The sequence below is a fragment of the Leptotrichia buccalis C-1013-b genome (assembly GCF_000023905.1).
GTDB lineage: Bacteria > Fusobacteriota > Fusobacteriia > Fusobacteriales > Leptotrichiaceae > Leptotrichia > Leptotrichia buccalis.
In genome coordinates this window covers 893,100-909,737 of record NC_013192.1, presented here as the reverse complement: position 1 = coordinate 909,737, position 16,638 = coordinate 893,100, and the positions used below count along the sequence as shown (strand labels likewise).

Below are 16,638 nucleotides of genomic sequence, written 5' to 3'. Positions count from 1 at the left end.
TAATAATTTTAAAAGATGAATATGAAAGGAAAAAATATGGAAAATAAACATTTTAATGAAAAGGCATATTTTGGGCAATTTGGCGGACAATTTGTACCTGAAACTGCGATGTTTGCTCTGTCAGAACTGGAAGCCGAATATGAAAAGCTAAAAAATGACAAGGAATTTTTTGAAGAATTTGATGATTTGCTAAAGAATTATGTTGGGCGTGAAACTCCGCTTTATTATGCAAAAAATTTGAGTGAACATTATAACCACGATATTTACTTGAAAAGAGAAGACTTGAACCATACTGGCGCTCATAAAATTAATAATGCGCTTGGACAGGTTTTACTTGCTAAAAAAATGGGAAAGAAAAAAGTTATTGCTGAAACTGGGGCTGGACAGCACGGAGTTGCTACTGCTACTGCCGCCGCTCTATTAGGATTAGAATGTGATGTTTACATGGGGGCTGTTGATATTGAACGGCAAAAGTTAAATGTTTTTAGAATGGAGCTTTTGGGTGCGAGAGTTATTTCGATTGAAGACGGGCTTAAAACCTTAAAGGAAGCGACAACTGCGGCTATTCAGTCTTGGGTTGCAGAGATAGAAACTGTATTTTATGTAATCGGATCTGTTGTAGGTCCTCATCCATATCCGACTATCGTGCGTGATTTTCAGTCAATTATCGGTTATGAAACAAAGGCTCAGCTTGATGAAATGGGAAAACATGCTGATCACGTGATTGCCTGTGTTGGTGGCGGAAGTAATGCTATTGGTATTTTTAGTGCATTTTTAGAAGATAACTCAACAAAACTTTATGGAGTCGAAGCTGGAGGATACGGAATTGACACAGATATGCACGCTGCCACGTTGACACTTGGAAAACCTGGAATTATTCATGGAATGAAAACTTATGTTCTTCAAAACAAATATGGACAAATAAGTCCAGTTCATTCAATTTCGGCTGGACTTGACTATCCAGGAGTAGGTCCTGAACATTCACATTTATTTGATATAAAAAGAGCAACTTACGCACCAATTACTGATGATGAGGCAATGAAGGCACTAATGCTTGTTACAAGAAAAGAAGGTATTATTCCAGCAATTGAGAGTTCCCACGCATTAGCTTATCTTGAAAAATTATGTCCTGTACTTTCTAAAGACAAGAGAGAAACTATCGTTGTAAACGTTTCTGGACGTGGAGATAAAGATATGCATACTGTTTTTTCTGTGTTAAAAGACAAGGAAACTGGCGGAAAAAATGGAATTTATGAGTTAAATGGAGGTTTAGAAAATGAGTGAAAAAAATTTAGATAAGAAAATTATTGATATTTTTAGAGAAAAAGAAAAAGTAAACATTGGTTATATTGTCGCAGGATACCCAAGCGTTGATTTTACAAAACAATTTTTACAAAATTTGGATAATACGGCTCTTGATATGCTAGAAGTCGGTATCCCCTACTCTGATCCCATAGCTGACGGAAAATTGATTTCACAAGCTTCATTTCTCGCTTCAGAAGCTGGAGTTACTACCGATACCGTATTTGATTTACTAACAGAAATAAAAAACGATATTTCAAAACCTTTAATTTTTTTAATTTATTACAACTTAATATTTGCTTATGGAATTGATGAATTTATCAAAAAATGCTGTGAAGCTAATGTTAAAGGAATAATCATTCCAGACTTACCTTACGAGGAAGCCTTTGAAATGTCAGAAAAACTACGAGAAAACAATATCGCTCTTATCCCTCTTGTAAGCGTTACTTCTGGAAATAGAATGAAAAAAATTATCTCTCAAGGTGACGGCTTCATTTACGCAATCGGTTCTCTTGGAGTTACAGGTTCAAAACAAGTTGATTTACCACGTTTAGAATCTTTTATTAATGAAATTAGAGAAGTTTCAGACTTGCCAGTTTCATTAGGTTTTGGAATAAAAAATAACGATAACGTGAATACGATGAGAAAATATGCGGATGGAGTGATTGTAGGAACGAGTATTGTTGAATTTTTAGAGAAAAATGATGTAAATTATTTGATTCAGAAAATTAATGAACTTTTTAAATAAGTATTTAGCGAAGATGGTCAGAAATGGCTATCTTTTTTATAACAAAAAAAGATTAAACAAATAAAATATATTAAATTTATTATAAAAAATCTTTATTTTTTTAAATTCTTAAGGTATAATTGAATAAATAATAATATTGATTAAAGGGGAAAATACGTATATAGGGCGATATCAAGATACTAGAATTGCTTTGGAGAAAAAATCCAAAGAATTTAAAAATGCTGGAAATATAAAATAAAAGCTGATTATAAAGAAATATCCTTAAATAAAAGTAATGTAAATTTTTTAAAAAACACTTTAGATATTTTTGATGAAATTTATAGTGATATTCTTAAAATTTTAAACGTAGAACAATATGAAAAATAAGGAAAGAAGGTAAAAAATAAAAGATGAAAAAGATAACAAAACAGATATTTTGAAAAGTATTTCTCCAAAAATAAAATTACTTTTTGAAGAAAATGAACAAAATACTGATTATTTAATACCTTTAGATAAAAATAACAGTGTAAAATTAGTGAAAGTGCAGGAAAAATAAAGTTTTGTAAATGCAGGAATTGAAAGTGGTGTAATATCAAACAAAATCAAACTTATGAAGAGGTGATTTTATGTCAACAATTAAAGTTGAAAACCTTACATTTTCATATTATGGATATGTAAAACCTGTTTTTGAAAATGTATCATTTTCTTTTGATACTAGCTGGAAAACAGGGTTAATAGGTAGGAATGGAATTGGAAAGTCAACTCTATTTAAACTGCTTTTAAATCAGGAAACTTATCAGGGTAAAATCAGTAAAAGTACAGACTTTATTAAATTCCCGCCAAATATAACTGATACTTCAAAATCAGGTATAGAATTATTTAAAGAACTGACATCAAGTGAGGAAGAGTGGAGATTATTTAGAGAACTTAATTTGTTAAATGTAGACGAAAATCTTATTCACAGAAAATTTGAAACCCTGTCTAAGGGAGAACAGGCAAAAATCCTTTTAGCTATTTTATTTACAAACGAAAACGGATTTTTACTTATTGACGAACCAACGAATCATTTAGATATGGATGGGAGAAAAATTGTAAGCAAATATCTGAAAAATAAAAAGGGATTTTTACTTATATCCCATGATAGAGATTTTTTAGATGGATGTATCAATCATATTATTTCTATTAACAGAAATACTATTGATGTTCAATCGGGAAATTTTACATCATGGTATGAAAATAAAATGATCAAAGATCAGTTTGAAATTAGTCAAAACGAGAGATTAAAAAAGGATATTAAGCGATTAAAGAAAGCTGCAAAACAAAGTAAAATCTGGTCAGATAAAATTGAAAATACAAAAAATGGAGTAAAAGTATCTGGTGTAAAACCAGACAAAGGGCATATCGGTCATCAGTCTGCTAAGATGATGAAAAAATCAAAGAATTTGGAAAACAGATACATCAAGGCGATAAAAGAAAAACAAAACTTATTAAAAGATATCGAGGTAAAGGAAAATTTGCTGCTACATTCGTTGCATCATCACAAAGAAACTCTAATATCAGTTAACAATTTATCATTATATTATGGAGAAAAACAGATATTAAGTGGTGTAAATTTCGAGATAAAACAAGGCGACATAGCAGCCATATATGGTTGCAATGGCTGTGGAAAATCAACACTAATTAAAATTTTACTAGGGATCAATCATAATTACACGGGAGAAGTAAAATTAGCAAGTAATTTAAAACTATCATATATACCTCAAGATACTTCTGATTTAATAGGAAATTTAAATGAGTATATTCAAAAACAAGATATTGATGAAACTTTGTTTAAAACAATTCTTAGAAAATTAGATTTTTCAATAGAATTATTTGAAATGGACATGAAAAATTATAGTAATGGACAAAAAAAGAAAGTATTGATTGCTGCAAGTTTGTCAAAACCAGCTCATTTGTTTATTTGGGATGAGCCAATTAATTATATAGATGTAATATCAAGAATACAGATTGAGGAAATTATAAAAAAGTCAACTTTAACTTTAATATTGGTAGAACACGATAAGAGATTTGTTGAAGATGTAGCTAATAAAATAATACAATTGTAGATGAAATGAATAATTAGCAACTAGAAAAAAACTAACACAAGAAGAGGTTGTCTTGTATTACCTTATGAGACAACCCCATTTTTTTATTTCAAATTATGACAATCTATTTCTAAAGTCTTCGTATTCAAATTTTCTAATAACCTCAACTCCACCTTTTTCTGTATAAACTGCAATCACAGGCAAATTTATCCCATTGAAAGTATTCGTCTTAACCATGCTGTAATGTGCCATATCAGTAAAAATAAGCTTATCTCCCACTTTTACAGGTTCATCAAAGGAATAATCTCCGATTATATCTCCAGCAAGACAAGTAGGCCCTCCCAATCTATAAGTGTATTTCTTCTCATTTGGCATTCCTGAACCAAAAATAAATGGACGGTATGGCATTTCGATTACATCAGGCATATGGCAGGAGGCCGAAGTATCCATTAATAAAATATCCATCTCATTTTTTGTAATATCTAAAACTTCCGAAACTAAAAATCCTGTATTCAAGGCAACCGCTTCTCCTGGCTCCAAATACACTTCCACATTATATTTTTCTTTTATATAATTTATACATTTTACAAGTTTTTCAATATCATAATCTTCTCTTGTAATGTGATGTCCTCCGCCAAAATTAAGCCATTTCATATTATACAGGTATTTCCCAAATTTTTGTTCAAAAATTTTTAATACATTTTCAAGCGCATCTGAATTTTGCTCACAGAGTGCATGGAAATGAAAGCCATCCAAGCCTTCAATCTCATCTTCCTTAAAGTTTTCGAGTGTTACGCCAAATCTTGAGAACCTTCCCGCTGGATTATAAATCTCTGTTTCAACTTCTGAAAATTCTGGATTTAACCGAAGTCCACAGCTAATTTTTTTACCATTCTTTTCTTCAAATTCCTTCACTTTACTTTTAAATTTTTTCCATTGATTGAAAGAATTAAAAACAATATGATTTGTTATTTCCATTATTTCATCAAACTCATCATCCCTGTAAGACGGATTAAAAATATGAGTTTCTAATTTTTTACCAGGATTTTTCAATTCCATTTCCTCATACCCAAGTCTTGCCTCAAATAATGAACTTGCAGTCGTACCATTTAAATATTCACTAATTAACAGATAGAAATAAAACATCGAAAATCCCTTTTGTGCAAGCAATATTTTACATCCTGTTCTATCAATTACACTTTTTAATGTTTCAAGATTTCTTTTTAGCAGCCTTTCATCAACTATAAACGCTGGTGTTGGCAAATTTGTTATATCCATATCAATATACTTATTTTTTGACATTTTTTATCATCTCCTTTTATACTCTACATTTCTCATCAATATTATAATTCAAATATATTTAAAATTTATTCCTTATTATATCACACTTTTCTCAAAATCTATAAAAAAAGATTATCCTAAATTTAATTTTTTAAGATAATCAATTTTTATTTTTATTTAAACATAATTCTAATCTGTTCTCAGTGCTTCCATCGGCTCCAATGCCGCAGCTTTTTTTGCTGGATAAACACCAAAAACCAATCCTATCATTGTAGAAACGAATATACACACAAATACTACAACCGGACTTAATATTGGCGAAGTTTGTATAAATATGCCGATCAGGAGTGCCAATGAATATCCAATTACAACTCCAATTATTCCACCAAAAAATGTTAAAATAACTGCTTCTATCAAAAATTGTATAAGAATGTGCCTAGTCTTAGCCCCAATTGCCTTTCTGAGTCCAACTTCCCTGATTCTTTCGGTAACACTTACAAGCATTATATTCATAACTCCTATTCCACCTACAAAAAGTGAAATGGCGGCAACTCCACTTATAAAAAGCGAAAGCATATTAAGAATATTGTTAAATTCATCCAATCCTTGACTTGTTGAGTTCACGTTGTAAATATCAGATTCACTCCCTCGGGTTTTCATCTTTTCTTTTACAATTTCCATTACCCTGCTCATTTCATTTGCATCCGTAGCCTTTATTTGTAATGCAGTAAATTTATCTTGTTCATTTCCTTCCAAATAATTTAAGTAATTATTAGGTAAAAGTCCCATTGCAGGCATCTGGTCGCCTCCTCCCATACTTGCATACGGATTTTTAAATACTCCAACAATTGTAACTATTTCACTGTTCTTTTTAAAATTTAATGTCAGTTTTTTTCCTATTGGATTTTCATCAGGAAACATCTGGTTAGCTGTTGTATTATCTATTATCACATATTTCCCATCTTTTCTGTATTCAGTTGGCAAAAACTTTCGTCCTTTTACTATTGTGTAATTTGATATCTTAAAATAGTCTTCCGTTACTCCAGTTCCTGTAAACATCTTATCCGAACCATCGCTTGTAGACAATCTAGCAAAAGTGCTAGAAGTAGGAGTTACTGCTTCAATACCTTCTATATTCTTCAATTCTTTAATATCTTTTTGTGTTAATAAATCCTGCGATTTATGAGTTTGTCCTGGTGAAGTATCAATTGATACTTCAAAATTTGATACTCCCAACTTGTTCAAATCTCCAGTAATATTCTCTTTAACTCCTGCTCCCAGTGAAGACATCATTATAACTGAAGATATTCCAATTATTATTCCAAGCATTGTCAAAAAGGAACGTACTTTATAACTAAACAAATTTGACACTGATAATTTTAACAATTCCATAAAATCCATTTATATTACACTCCTCTCCTATGCTGGACAAGTTCATCCTTTTCTATTACACCGTCTTTTAACCTAATAATTCTTTTACAATGCTCTGCCACATCTTCCTCATGTGTAACCATTACAATCGTCGTTCCATTATCATTTAACTTTTTAAAAATTTCCAAAACTTCTTCTCCAGACTTTGAATCTAGATTTCCAGTCGGCTCATCCGCCAAAAGAATTTTTGGATTATTAATTATCGCCCTTGCAATCGCAACCCTTTGCCTTTGTCCCCCAGACATTTCGTTTGGCTTATGATGTATTCTTTCTCCAAGTCCCACACTTTCTAGCGCCTCCGTTGCCTTTTTTATCCGTTCAGCTTTTTTCAAACCCGCATAAAGCGCTGGAAGAGCTACATTTTCAACTGCAGTCATTTTTGGTAATAAATTAAAAGTTTGAAAGACAAAGCCTATTTTTTTATTTCTAACATTAGCAAGTGCATCACCTTTTATAGTTGAAACATCTTGATTATCTAAAATATATGTTCCCGATGTTAAGCTGTCAAGACAGCCTAAAATATTCATAAGAGTTGATTTACCACTTCCAGAAGGTCCCATAAAAGCTACATATTCCCCTTCCTTCACTTCCAGATTCAGCCCTTTCAAAACTTTTAATTCCATGTTCCCATTTTTATATATTTTTACTATGTCATTTACCTTTATCATAAAAATTTACCTCTAAAGTTTATTTTCCTATCTTGGCGGTCCACCAGGTCCTCCGCCTCTTTTTGATGGTTTTTCTTCTTTAAATATTACGCCTTTAGGTTTCATCTTTTGTTTTGATGGATCTGCAATTTTTATTTTTTGTCCATCTTTAAGAGTCTCATCAGCAACAGTAATTACTTTTTCGCCTATTGATACTCCCGAAGCTATTTCATAATAGGAATCATCATTTAATCCTACCTTTACTTCCTTTTTTGAAACTTTATTACCTTTTCCTACGACAAAAACATAATATTTTCCATTTTCATTAATAACCGAACTATATGGCAACTTTGTCACATTTTTACTTTCCTTATAAAAGATTTTTGCTGTTATTGTAGCACCTGGCTTTAATCCTCTAGTTTCGTTCAGATTAATTTTTACAACTGTATCACTTTCATCAAGAGATGAACTTTTCTTAGCCACTCCAGAAATTTGCGACACTTCTCCTTCCACTTTTTCTCCATCAGGTAATGCATCCGATGTAATTTCTACTCTTTGCCCTACTTCTATATTTTTTACTTGTGTATCTGACAAACTCACTTCTGCTCTCATATTTTGAGAATCTGACACCTTAAATAAAGTTGTTTCTGTATTTACTTTATAATTTTCATCAGCAGTCATTTCTGTAATAACTCCATCTACTGGACTTGTTATTTGATCTTTTATAAGTGCCAGATCTTCCTGCAATGTTGCTAACTCTAATTTTGCAGTTTTTAATGCTGTTCTCGAATCTTCTATACTCGCCTTTTGCTCACTATCAACTGTATCTAAGTCTATTCTTGAATTTCTTAGAGCCTTTCTTGCATCATCTACATTAACTCTTGTTTCTCCGCCAACTTTATATAATTCTTCAGCATTATATAAATCTCTTGATTTTTGCTGAATTTCCAAGCTTTTAGACTCTTTTTTTCTTCTAAGCGAGCCTTTAGCATCAGCTATATTTCTTTCATATTTTTTTATTTCCAAAGTTTTCATTTTTATTTTTCTCAAAGTTTCATTTTTATCAACTGGATAAAATGTTACAACTACATCTCCTTTTTTTACATTATCCCCTTCTTTGAAAAATACTTTACTAACTCTTTGACTTGCTGTCGTATAAACTGACACCGCATTGTCTGACACAACTTGCCCTGTTTTTGAAACTGACAGAGAAATATCTCCCAACTGGACATTTGTAACTTCATATTCAGCTACATTTTCTTTTTTTCCACAAGACACCACAGCAGCCATCACTACAGCCAGCATTAGCAAAAATTTACAAATCCTATTTTTATTTTGGGACTTTTTCCTTCTCAATACAATCGTTTCGACTATTTCAGAAATTTCTGTATTCATTTCCACAAAATCACCACTTTCTCAATTTTCTTTTTTTTATCTTTCATTATATTCTTATTTCATATATTGCACATTTTATTTATAATATTTTATTTTTTTAGTAAACGCCGCAAGTTCATTTTTGGCAATTTCATAATCCATTACAGCTTTTTTATAATTATTCCGCTTTTCAACATAATTGGAATATGTGTCCAGTCCCAGTTCGTATTTTTTTGCATAGATTTCATATTCTTTTTTCTTAATTTTCATAGTATTTTCCGCTGTCAGTTCATTTGTCTGGTAAGTTGTATAAGTTATCATTTGCTGCCCTACGTTTGACATTAGCTCATTTTTTTTCTGTTCATACTGTAACTGCAATTTATCAGCTTCATTTTTCAAATCTTCAATTGTATCATTGTATCTCTTAAATGTTTTAGAGACGGCTAGTCCCACGACAACTGAATGATCCTTCAGCGAATATCCGATATCTCCAACTAGTTTTGGATATTTATAGTCTATTGTTTCTTTTTTCAGCTGTTCATTATTTAATTTGGTATTCAATTCTATTGTCTCAGCTTCTGATAATCTAAGTGCATAAAAATCATCCTTTTGCAATTCAACCTTTTTCAAGTCTTCCAGTTTCTCTTTTTCAGGCAAAGTTACATTATAGGTTCCAAACTGCTCTGCCAAAATTTTAAGTTCTCTTCCTAAATTCTCATATTTCAGCTGGGAATTTTCATATTCTGTCTTTGACAGCTCAAAATCATATTGGGTAGCTGTCCCTAGCTCATACTTTTTTGTCTGAATCGCATAATCTTTCTTTGTATCATCTACTGTAAGTGCTTCCTGCTCAATTTCCTTCTGTTTATTTTTATAATTTTTATACAAATCAATTAAATCCCGAATTTCAGAATTTTTCGTAGTTTCATTAGTAATTTTTTGTATATTTCTTGATATTTCATTTGTTTTTTTATTATAATTATTGTCACTATATCCGAAATAATCATTTAAATTTTTAGAAATTCCAATTCTATTTTGAGTAACTTCCCTATTTGTAAAATTATACCCATTCCTATAATAAAACATGCCATATTTTACATTGTTTTCAATAGTCAGACCATTTGCCTGCCCATGCAATGTGTAATTGTCGTCAGATGTTACTGTAATTTCATTCCTATCTCCATTTTTTAATGCCTTGTCTTTTATATCATATTTTTTCAAGCTTACTGCATTAATTTTTGTAGTATAGGAATTTTTTTCATACTGTGAAATCAAATCATCTACATTAGTCGCATAACTCAATGCACAAGATACGAATAATAGCAGTAAAATCTGTATTTTCCTATTTTTAAAGTTTAAATACATTTTGATTTTTTAATCTCCTTTCCCTAAAAATAAAACATATTAAATTTTTTTAATGCTTTTCATTATAGCATTTATTTCATAGAATATCATTTTTTTTTGACAAAATTATGACTTTTTTTATTTTTTTTGAAATTATATTTTAAGATATTTATTAAAATTATTCATTTACAATTTTATTTATTTATTATATAATATTTTCAATAAAAGATTTGATGAAAAGGAGTACTTACTTTATGGCAAGTTACAAAAATTTTGACTTTAAAAAATTATATTTTATTGTATACATCGCTTTAATTCTGCTAGTCGTATTTATAGTTTTCAAACTGGGAATTTTTCTATTCCCATTTACAATAGCGTTATTTTTTTCAATATTAGCACGCCCGCTTACGCGATTTTTACAAAATAAGCTAAAACTTTCCAAAAAAATCGCTACAATAATTTCAATTGTAACATTTTTACTTATATTTTTCGGAATTATTGGCTGGTGTTCTCTAAAATTAGTCAGCGAAATTTATAAATTATCACAAAACTTAAATAGTTACAGTGAAATGATCCAGAAATTATGGACTGACAGTATGGCAAAAATTTATTCTTATTTAGGAAATTTCCCGTCAGGCTTTACAAAACAAATAAACGATGCTATAAACGGATTTATTTCGTCAGGTTCAGCAAAACTTGGAACGTTTATAAAAGGGCTTATAAATTTTATTACGTCGATTCCTACTTTAATTTTATACATTTGCATAACAATTTTGGCAACTTTTTTTATAAGTCTTGACCGAGATAAAATTATCTCATTTTTGGAACAGCAGTTTCCAAAATCTTGGCTAGATAAATTATTCAATATAAAGACAGATATGTTTACAGTGCTTGGTTCCTACATAAAAGCCCAGATAATTCTAATGACAATTTGCTTCTTTGAACTCTTAGTCTGCCTGAATTTGCTATCATTTCTTCATTTTAATGTAGCATACCCACTGCTTATGTCGATTATTATCTGTGCGATAGACGCTCTGCCAATTTTAGGAGCCGGTACAATTCTAATTCCATGGGCTGTAATTTCTTTTGCATTAGGAGACATAAAGCTGGGAATCGCATTAATAATGATTTATCTGATTGTTTTGTCAGTAAGGCAAATGTTGGAACCAAAATTAGTAAGTCAAAACTTAGGCGTTCATCCACTAATTACATTAATATCAATGTATTCTGGTTTCAAAATTTTTGGAGTTATAGGATTTTTGATTGGACCGATTGTAATGATTATTTTAAAAAACGTGTTCTCTAAAGAATTAGAAGTTGGATTTTTCAGGGATATTTTTGGTAATACAACAGATGAGCATATTTCTAATGTTCCAAAAGATTCTAAGAGAAAGCTTAATAATTCTGAAAATAGTGAAACAAAAAAAGATAAAAAATAAAAAGGACATTATATTTGTCCTTTTTTTATGAACCTGAATTCTACTCTCCTATTTCTTTCTCTTCCCTCTTTAGTTTCATTTGAATTTATCGGATTATTTTCTCCACGACCTATTAAATCTAAGATCCTATCTTTTGAAAGTCCTAACTCCAATAATTTTGAACTCACTTTTTCAGCTCTTCTAAGAGATAATCTGTTATTGTATGCGGCTATACCACTTTCATCTGTATATCCAACAATTGATACCAGATAATCATTTTCTTCAATATAATTTTTTATATCTTTTAAAACAGAATATGCTTCTTCTTTCAAGTTTATACTATTCTTATGAAAATTCAAATCTTCTGCTCTAAGTGTTATAATTTCTGATTTTAATATTTGAACTTTTTGTGGATTATTTATTGAATTTTCTTGAGTATTGGTATCTAAAGAAGCTGATTCTTTTATTTCTGAACGTATTCCCTGTTGTTGTGAAATTACATCTTGATCCTGACTTTTTGGAGATTGCTCTGGCTGTGTTCCGCCTTTATCCAACAAACTTGTATTTTTCTCATTCTGCGGCAATGTAACTGTTATTAAATCAGGATTATCATTATCTGTCAGTTTCTCAGGATTTGGTGTATCCAATATTGGTACATTATTTTCACTATCCTTTTCTATATCCGCCACATTTGCACGAATTATATCCTTTCTCATATCTGAAGTTGTAACTTTTTCAGATACTGTCGGTACTGCCATTGCTACCATCGAGGAAACCGCAATCAATGTTGGCTTTTTCATGATTTTTCCTTCCTCCTTTTAAAAATTCTTTAATTTTTATCTAAACCATATTTTTTGATTAATTCATTATATTTTCCATTTTCTCTCATTTTTTTCAATTCAGCATTTATCTGTTTAATTAATTCAGGATTTTTCCCTTTGTCAACAGCCATTGCCATTCCAATTGGAGCAGGTTTTTCATCAAAAATTTCCATTTCAGGATTTTTTTTCATATATTCAGTAGCCACTGCTTTTTCCAAAATAATCGCATCAATTTTACCAGCCTTTAAATCTAAAATTGTATTTACAGTGTTTTCATTTGGTACAACAGTTGCACCTTTAATTGTTCTTGCTTCCATCTCTTGAATTGTTCCTAATTGCACTCCAATTTTCTTTCCACTTAAAGTAGTTGGAGTAACTGCATTATTTCCTTTTTTTCTTAAGTAAGTTTCTTTAGATACAAAATAATCATCTGTAAAATCAACTGATTTTTTTCTTTCTTCAGTTGAACTCATTCCAGAAACAATTATATCAATTTTCCCTGCTTTTAATGCTGGAATCAACCCATCAAATGACTGGTCTATAATTTCAACTTTGTATCCAAGATTTTTCCCTATCTCGTTTATCATTTCCACATCAAACCCTGTTACTTGACCATTTTCAATATACTCAAATGGAGCAAAAACTGCATTTAATCCGACTCTTAATTTTTTTTCTCCATTGTCAGCTTTCTTTCCGCACGAAATAATTCCAAACATAGCTAATGTTAATATAAAAAATATTTTTTTCATATTTTTTCCTCACTTTCTTATTTTTTTATTTTTAATTTTAATTTTTTTTCATTTCTAATCCATATTTTCTCATTAATTCTGAATATTGACCATTTTCCTGCAACTTTTTCAGTTCTTCATTTATCTTTTTAATAAGTTCTGAATGTTTTCCTTTATCAAATGCGATTGCCATACCATACGGCAACTTTTCTTCATAAAAAATTTCTATATCTGGATTTTTTTTCATAAATTCCATTGCAACAATATTTTCTAAAATTACTGCATCAGTTTTTCCATTTTTCAAGTCTAAAATTATATTAACAGTTGCATCATTTGTTATAACATTCACATTTTTAATTTTATTAGCTTCGAACTCCTGAATTGTTCCCAATTGTACACCAACTTTTTTACCTGACAAGCTTTCCTTAGAATTTACAGCTATATTCCCTTTCTTTCGTAAATACACTTGTGTTGAATTAAAATATTCGTCTGTAAAGTCAACTAATCGTTTTCTTGCTTCAGTTACAGTTATTCCAGAAATAATAGCATCTAGTTTCCCAGCTTTTAATGATGGTATAAGAGCGTCAAATGGCTGACTTTTCATTTCAATTTCATATCCTAAATTTTTTCCAATCTGTTTTATCAAATCAATGTCAAATCCCACTAATTCACCATTTTCCATATACTCAAATGGAGGGAATACTCCATTCGTTCCTACAATCAGTTTTTTTTCATCTTTTTTTGTTTCTGTTTTACTTTCTCCCCACGATACTATCCCGAATATTGCCATCGTAATTATTAATAATAATTTTTTCATTTTTATACCGCCTTTTTTATACAAAGAAAATAAAAAGGTTTTACTATTTTAATGATTCAAAACTTTATCTAAAAATATCCTTGCCCTTTCTGATTTTGGATTATCAAATAAATCTTGCGGTTTCGCATCTTCCAAAATATACCCTTCATCCATGAAAAACACTCTATTTGCAACATTTCTTGCAAATCCCATTTCGTGTGTTACTACAATCATTGTCATTCCTGCATTTGCAAGTTCTTTCATAACTTCCAGAACTTCTCCTATCATTTCAGGATCAAGTGCTGATGTTGGCTCATCAAAAAGAATTATTTTGGGATTCATTGCTAATGCTCTTGCTATTGCCACCCTTTGCTTTTGTCCTCCAGAAAGTTTATTTGGATAAACATCTTTTTTATCAGAAAGACCTACTTTTTCTAATAGTTCTAGAGCTAATTTTTCAGCTTCAGCTTTAGATATTTTTTTCAATCTGATAGGACCTAAAGTAATATTTTCCATTACAGTTTTGTGCGGATACAAGTTAAAATGCTGAAATACCATTCCAATTTCTTCACGAACTTTGTTTATGTCCACTCCATTTTCCGTAATATTTTTTCCATTTACCCAGATTTCACCTGATGTTGGTTCTTCAAGTCTGTTAATACAACGTAAAAACGTTGATTTACCGCTTCCAGAAGGTCCTATAACCGAAATTACCTCACCTTCTTTTATTTCTGTACTAATTCCTTTTAATACTTCTAATTCACCATATTTTTTTTTCAAATCTTTTATTTTTATCATTTCAACTTCTTTTAATTCGGTAATACCTTGAAATGAAGCTGATTCTCTACATTTTTTATTAAAACTAATCATTTTCCTTTAATCTCATCTCCAATCGTTTCCCAATAAATGAGAATAATTTTACACTTACGTAATAAACTACACCTGTAAATAATATAGGTTTTACACTGTAATATACAGCTTGTAAACTCTTACTGTTCATTGTAATATCAACAACACTGATATATCCTACAATTGATGTTTCCTTAAATAAATTTATAAATTCATTTACAAGTGCTGGCAAAATATTTTTTACTGCCTGTGGCATAATAATTTCATTCATTGCCATTCTGTAAGGCATTCCAGTTGCTCTTGCCGCTTCCATTTGCCCTTTATCTATACTTTCAATTCCAGAACGCACTGTTTCTTCAACATAAGCCGCACTATTCATTCCAAGAGCAATAACTGCCACCCAGTAATTATCAAATACTGCTATAACTACCGAAAGTATCAATAATTGTAAAACCATTGGCGTTCCACGCATTATATCCACATACTCATCAATAACAACATCTTTTATCATATTAACAATTTCGTTATTTGTCTTTTGAAATTTAAAAAATGCTAAAGCCATTCCAAAAAATATACCAATAGCCGCTCCTCCAACTGTTAATCCCATTGTAGTAATGAGGTAGCTATTCATATAAATTTGCCATTCTTTTCCTGTTAATTCACGTGGAAATGCAAGAACCGCCGCAATTGTTACAACTGCTATAAAAAATGAGGTCTTTACTAATTTCCTTGTTTTTTGTAAATCTTTCATTATTTTTTATGAACGTTTTTGTTCATATCCTCCTTATTCTTAATCATTATGATAATATTATACCTAATATTTATACGTTTTTCAATAAAAATTTTTTATTTGTATTCAAAGAATATTAAATAATATTTCAAAATATTTTAAAATAAACAAATGATATAGTTATTTAAATTTAAAAAATTCTCAACTGAAAGGAATTTATAATTATGAAAATATTAAAAATTTTATTTTTTTCAATTATTATACTAATAATTATCGCTGGTTATCATATTTATACGCAAAATCAACTAAAAGTCCCAAATTCGATAGTGCAAAATGCCATAACATCAAAATTTCCAATAGAGTATTCATACCCTCTTGGAAAAATAAAACTGTTTAATCCAAAAGTCTATTTTGAAAACAACAAATTAGTTATTGAAACTGAATATTTAAATGATGCACTAAATGAAAAAATAAGTGGAATAATGATATTTACAACTGATATTCGCTATGACACAACAAACTCAAATCTTTATTTAGAAAATTTTCAAATTGAAAAATTAACTAAAGAAAATAAAGAAATTAATCTTGATAAAAATCCGCTTATAAGACCTGTACTTGACTATATTTTTGCCCAATTTGAAAAAAAGGAAATTGCAAATTTATCAAATATTGACAAATTTAAAATGATAAAGGATATAAAAATTGAAAATAATAAATTGACAGTTGTTAAATAAAAAATAATTTTAATTATTATTCAGTTAAAATTTTATGTTTGAAAAAACGTTCCTGAAACTCAACCAGTACTTCCATTTGGGAAACTGTATAATTTTTCCCATCTGGAATTACTATAAGTTTATTCTCTTCATCATCATACCTATACACAATAGCTCTACATATTCCACAAAATTCATCAACAGGTTCAAAAACTCCCAAAATATACACATCTATTTCTTCTCCATCTTCACTAATAGTATTTGGAATATATCCATAATTTACTGGATATATAAAATTATATTTAAGATGTCTTTCTCCCATTTTTCTATCCATCTTTACATGTATTTTTTGTCCTAAAAATTTTTTATAATTATCTAAACTCATAAAAATCC

General features: G+C 29.9%; 16 protein-coding genes. 5 read left to right on the top strand and 11 right to left on the bottom strand.

Annotated elements, in window-relative coordinates:
• Positions 1-36 precede the first annotated feature (36 nt).
• The 3 genes from trpB (at position 37) to LEBU_RS04135 (ending at position 4,134) form a co-directional block, all read left to right on the top strand.
• Complete coding sequence (trpB, locus tag LEBU_RS04145; RefSeq protein ID WP_015769079.1) at positions 37-1,284, top strand: tryptophan synthase subunit beta; 1,248 nt, start codon at positions 37-39, stop codon at positions 1,282-1,284.
• Complete coding sequence (trpA, locus tag LEBU_RS04140) at positions 1,277-2,050, top strand: tryptophan synthase subunit alpha (RefSeq protein WP_015769078.1); 774 nt, start codon at positions 1,277-1,279, stop codon at positions 2,048-2,050. Before trpB ends, trpA begins: the two co-directional genes overlap by 8 nt.
• 605 nt (positions 2,051-2,655) lie before the next feature.
• Positions 2,656-4,134 (top strand): Lsa family ABC-F type ribosomal protection protein, encoded by a 1,479-nt coding sequence (locus tag LEBU_RS04135; protein WP_015769077.1) that lies wholly within the window; start codon positions 2,656-2,658, stop codon positions 4,132-4,134.
• 93 nt (positions 4,135-4,227) lie between these two features.
• Here the strand turns inward: LEBU_RS04135 and nspC are convergent, their stop codons facing one another.
• The 5 genes from nspC to LEBU_RS04110 all read right to left on the bottom strand — a co-directional run bounded on the left by nspC (position 4,228) and on the right by LEBU_RS04110 (position 10,211).
• Positions 4,228-5,415: a carboxynorspermidine decarboxylase gene (gene nspC / locus LEBU_RS04130; RefSeq protein WP_015769076.1), complete on the bottom strand. Its 1,188-nt coding sequence runs from the start codon at positions 5,413-5,415 to the stop codon at positions 4,228-4,230.
• Between the two features lie 168 nt (positions 5,416-5,583).
• Positions 5,584-6,795 (bottom strand): ABC transporter permease, encoded by a 1,212-nt coding sequence (locus LEBU_RS04125; RefSeq protein WP_015769075.1) that lies wholly within the window; start codon positions 6,793-6,795, stop codon positions 5,584-5,586.
• A 5-nt stretch (positions 6,796-6,800) separates the two neighbouring features.
• Positions 6,801-7,493 (bottom strand): ABC transporter ATP-binding protein, encoded by a 693-nt coding sequence (locus tag LEBU_RS04120; RefSeq protein WP_015769074.1) that lies wholly within the window; start codon positions 7,491-7,493, stop codon positions 6,801-6,803.
• Between the two features lie 27 nt (positions 7,494-7,520).
• A complete protein-coding gene (locus tag LEBU_RS04115) occupies positions 7,521-8,867 on the bottom strand; it encodes an efflux RND transporter periplasmic adaptor subunit (RefSeq protein ID WP_015769073.1) in 1,347 nt (448 codons plus the stop codon).
• Between the two features lie 75 nt (positions 8,868-8,942).
• Positions 8,943-10,211 carry a TolC family protein gene (locus tag LEBU_RS04110; RefSeq protein ID WP_015769072.1) on the bottom strand — a complete coding sequence of 423 codons (1,269 nt, stop codon included), beginning with the start codon at positions 10,209-10,211 and terminating at the stop codon, positions 8,943-8,945.
• 233 nt (positions 10,212-10,444) lie between these two features.
• On the opposite strand from LEBU_RS04110, the gene ytvI reads away from it, so the two are divergent.
• The gene (gene ytvI / locus LEBU_RS04105) at positions 10,445-11,629 is read left to right on the top strand and encodes a sporulation integral membrane protein YtvI (RefSeq protein WP_015769071.1); all 1,185 of its coding nucleotides are present in this window, start codon (positions 10,445-10,447) and stop codon (positions 11,627-11,629) included.
• An 8-nt stretch (positions 11,630-11,637) separates the two neighbouring features.
• On the opposite strand, the gene LEBU_RS04100 is transcribed toward ytvI, so the two are convergent.
• The 5 genes from LEBU_RS04100 to LEBU_RS04080 all read right to left on the bottom strand — a co-directional run bounded on the left by LEBU_RS04100 (position 11,638) and on the right by LEBU_RS04080 (position 15,553).
• A complete protein-coding gene (locus LEBU_RS04100; RefSeq protein WP_015769070.1) occupies positions 11,638-12,408 on the bottom strand; it encodes an OmpA family protein in 771 nt (256 codons plus the stop codon).
• A gap of 29 nt (positions 12,409-12,437) precedes the next feature.
• Positions 12,438-13,178 carry a basic amino acid ABC transporter substrate-binding protein gene (locus LEBU_RS04095; RefSeq protein WP_015769069.1) on the bottom strand — a complete coding sequence of 247 codons (741 nt, stop codon included), beginning with the start codon at positions 13,176-13,178 and terminating at the stop codon, positions 12,438-12,440.
• Between the two features lie 37 nt (positions 13,179-13,215).
• Positions 13,216-13,974 (bottom strand): basic amino acid ABC transporter substrate-binding protein, encoded by a 759-nt coding sequence (locus LEBU_RS04090; RefSeq protein WP_015769068.1) that lies wholly within the window; start codon positions 13,972-13,974, stop codon positions 13,216-13,218.
• Positions 13,975-14,022: 48 nt separating this feature from the next.
• The gene (locus LEBU_RS04085; protein WP_015769067.1) at positions 14,023-14,751 is read right to left on the bottom strand and encodes an amino acid ABC transporter ATP-binding protein; all 729 of its coding nucleotides are present in this window, start codon (positions 14,749-14,751) and stop codon (positions 14,023-14,025) included.
• 64 nt (positions 14,752-14,815) lie between these two features.
• Positions 14,816-15,553: an amino acid ABC transporter permease gene (locus LEBU_RS04080; RefSeq protein WP_015769066.1), complete on the bottom strand. Its 738-nt coding sequence runs from the start codon at positions 15,551-15,553 to the stop codon at positions 14,816-14,818.
• A 203-nt stretch (positions 15,554-15,756) separates the two neighbouring features.
• Between LEBU_RS04080 and LEBU_RS04075 the strand changes: the two genes are divergently transcribed.
• Positions 15,757-16,266 carry a hypothetical protein gene (locus LEBU_RS04075; RefSeq protein WP_015769065.1) on the top strand — a complete coding sequence of 170 codons (510 nt, stop codon included), beginning with the start codon at positions 15,757-15,759 and terminating at the stop codon, positions 16,264-16,266.
• Positions 16,267-16,282: 16 nt separating this feature from the next.
• Here the strand turns inward: LEBU_RS04075 and LEBU_RS04070 are convergent, their stop codons facing one another.
• A complete protein-coding gene (locus LEBU_RS04070; RefSeq protein ID WP_015769064.1) occupies positions 16,283-16,630 on the bottom strand; it encodes an inorganic diphosphatase in 348 nt (115 codons plus the stop codon).
• Between the last annotated feature and the right edge of the window lie 8 nt (positions 16,631-16,638).

Coding starts and splice junctions, on each gene's coding strand:
- LEBU_RS04100 (WP_015769070.1), bottom strand. CDS start 12,408: ATGAAAAAGCCAACATTGATTGCGGTTTCCTCGATGGTAGCAATGGCA.
- LEBU_RS04135 (WP_015769077.1), top strand. CDS start 2,656: ATGTCAACAATTAAAGTTGAAAACCTTACATTTTCATATTATGGATAT.
- LEBU_RS04070 (WP_015769064.1), bottom strand. CDS start 16,630: ATGAGTTTAGATAATTATAAAAAATTTTTAGGACAAAAAATACATGTA.
- trpB (WP_015769079.1), top strand. CDS start 37: ATGGAAAATAAACATTTTAATGAAAAGGCATATTTTGGGCAATTTGGC.
- LEBU_RS04075 (WP_015769065.1), top strand. CDS start 15,757: ATGAAAATATTAAAAATTTTATTTTTTTCAATTATTATACTAATAATT.
- LEBU_RS04090 (WP_015769068.1), bottom strand. CDS start 13,974: ATGAAAAAATTATTATTAATAATTACGATGGCAATATTCGGGATAGTA.
- LEBU_RS04095 (WP_015769069.1), bottom strand. CDS start 13,178: ATGAAAAAAATATTTTTTATATTAACATTAGCTATGTTTGGAATTATT.
- LEBU_RS04080 (WP_015769066.1), bottom strand. CDS start 15,553: ATGAAAGATTTACAAAAAACAAGGAAATTAGTAAAGACCTCATTTTTT.
- LEBU_RS04120 (WP_015769074.1), bottom strand. CDS start 7,493: ATGATAAAGGTAAATGACATAGTAAAAATATATAAAAATGGGAACATG.
- nspC (WP_015769076.1), bottom strand. CDS start 5,415: ATGTCAAAAAATAAGTATATTGATATGGATATAACAAATTTGCCAACA.
- LEBU_RS04085 (WP_015769067.1), bottom strand. CDS start 14,751: ATGATAAAAATAAAAGATTTGAAAAAAAAATATGGTGAATTAGAAGTA.
- LEBU_RS04110 (WP_015769072.1), bottom strand. CDS start 10,211: ATGTATTTAAACTTTAAAAATAGGAAAATACAGATTTTACTGCTATTA.
- trpA (WP_015769078.1), top strand. CDS start 1,277: ATGAGTGAAAAAAATTTAGATAAGAAAATTATTGATATTTTTAGAGAA.
- ytvI (WP_015769071.1), top strand. CDS start 10,445: ATGGCAAGTTACAAAAATTTTGACTTTAAAAAATTATATTTTATTGTA.
- LEBU_RS04125 (WP_015769075.1), bottom strand. CDS start 6,795: ATGGATTTTATGGAATTGTTAAAATTATCAGTGTCAAATTTGTTTAGT.
- LEBU_RS04115 (WP_015769073.1), bottom strand. CDS start 8,867: ATGAATACAGAAATTTCTGAAATAGTCGAAACGATTGTATTGAGAAGG.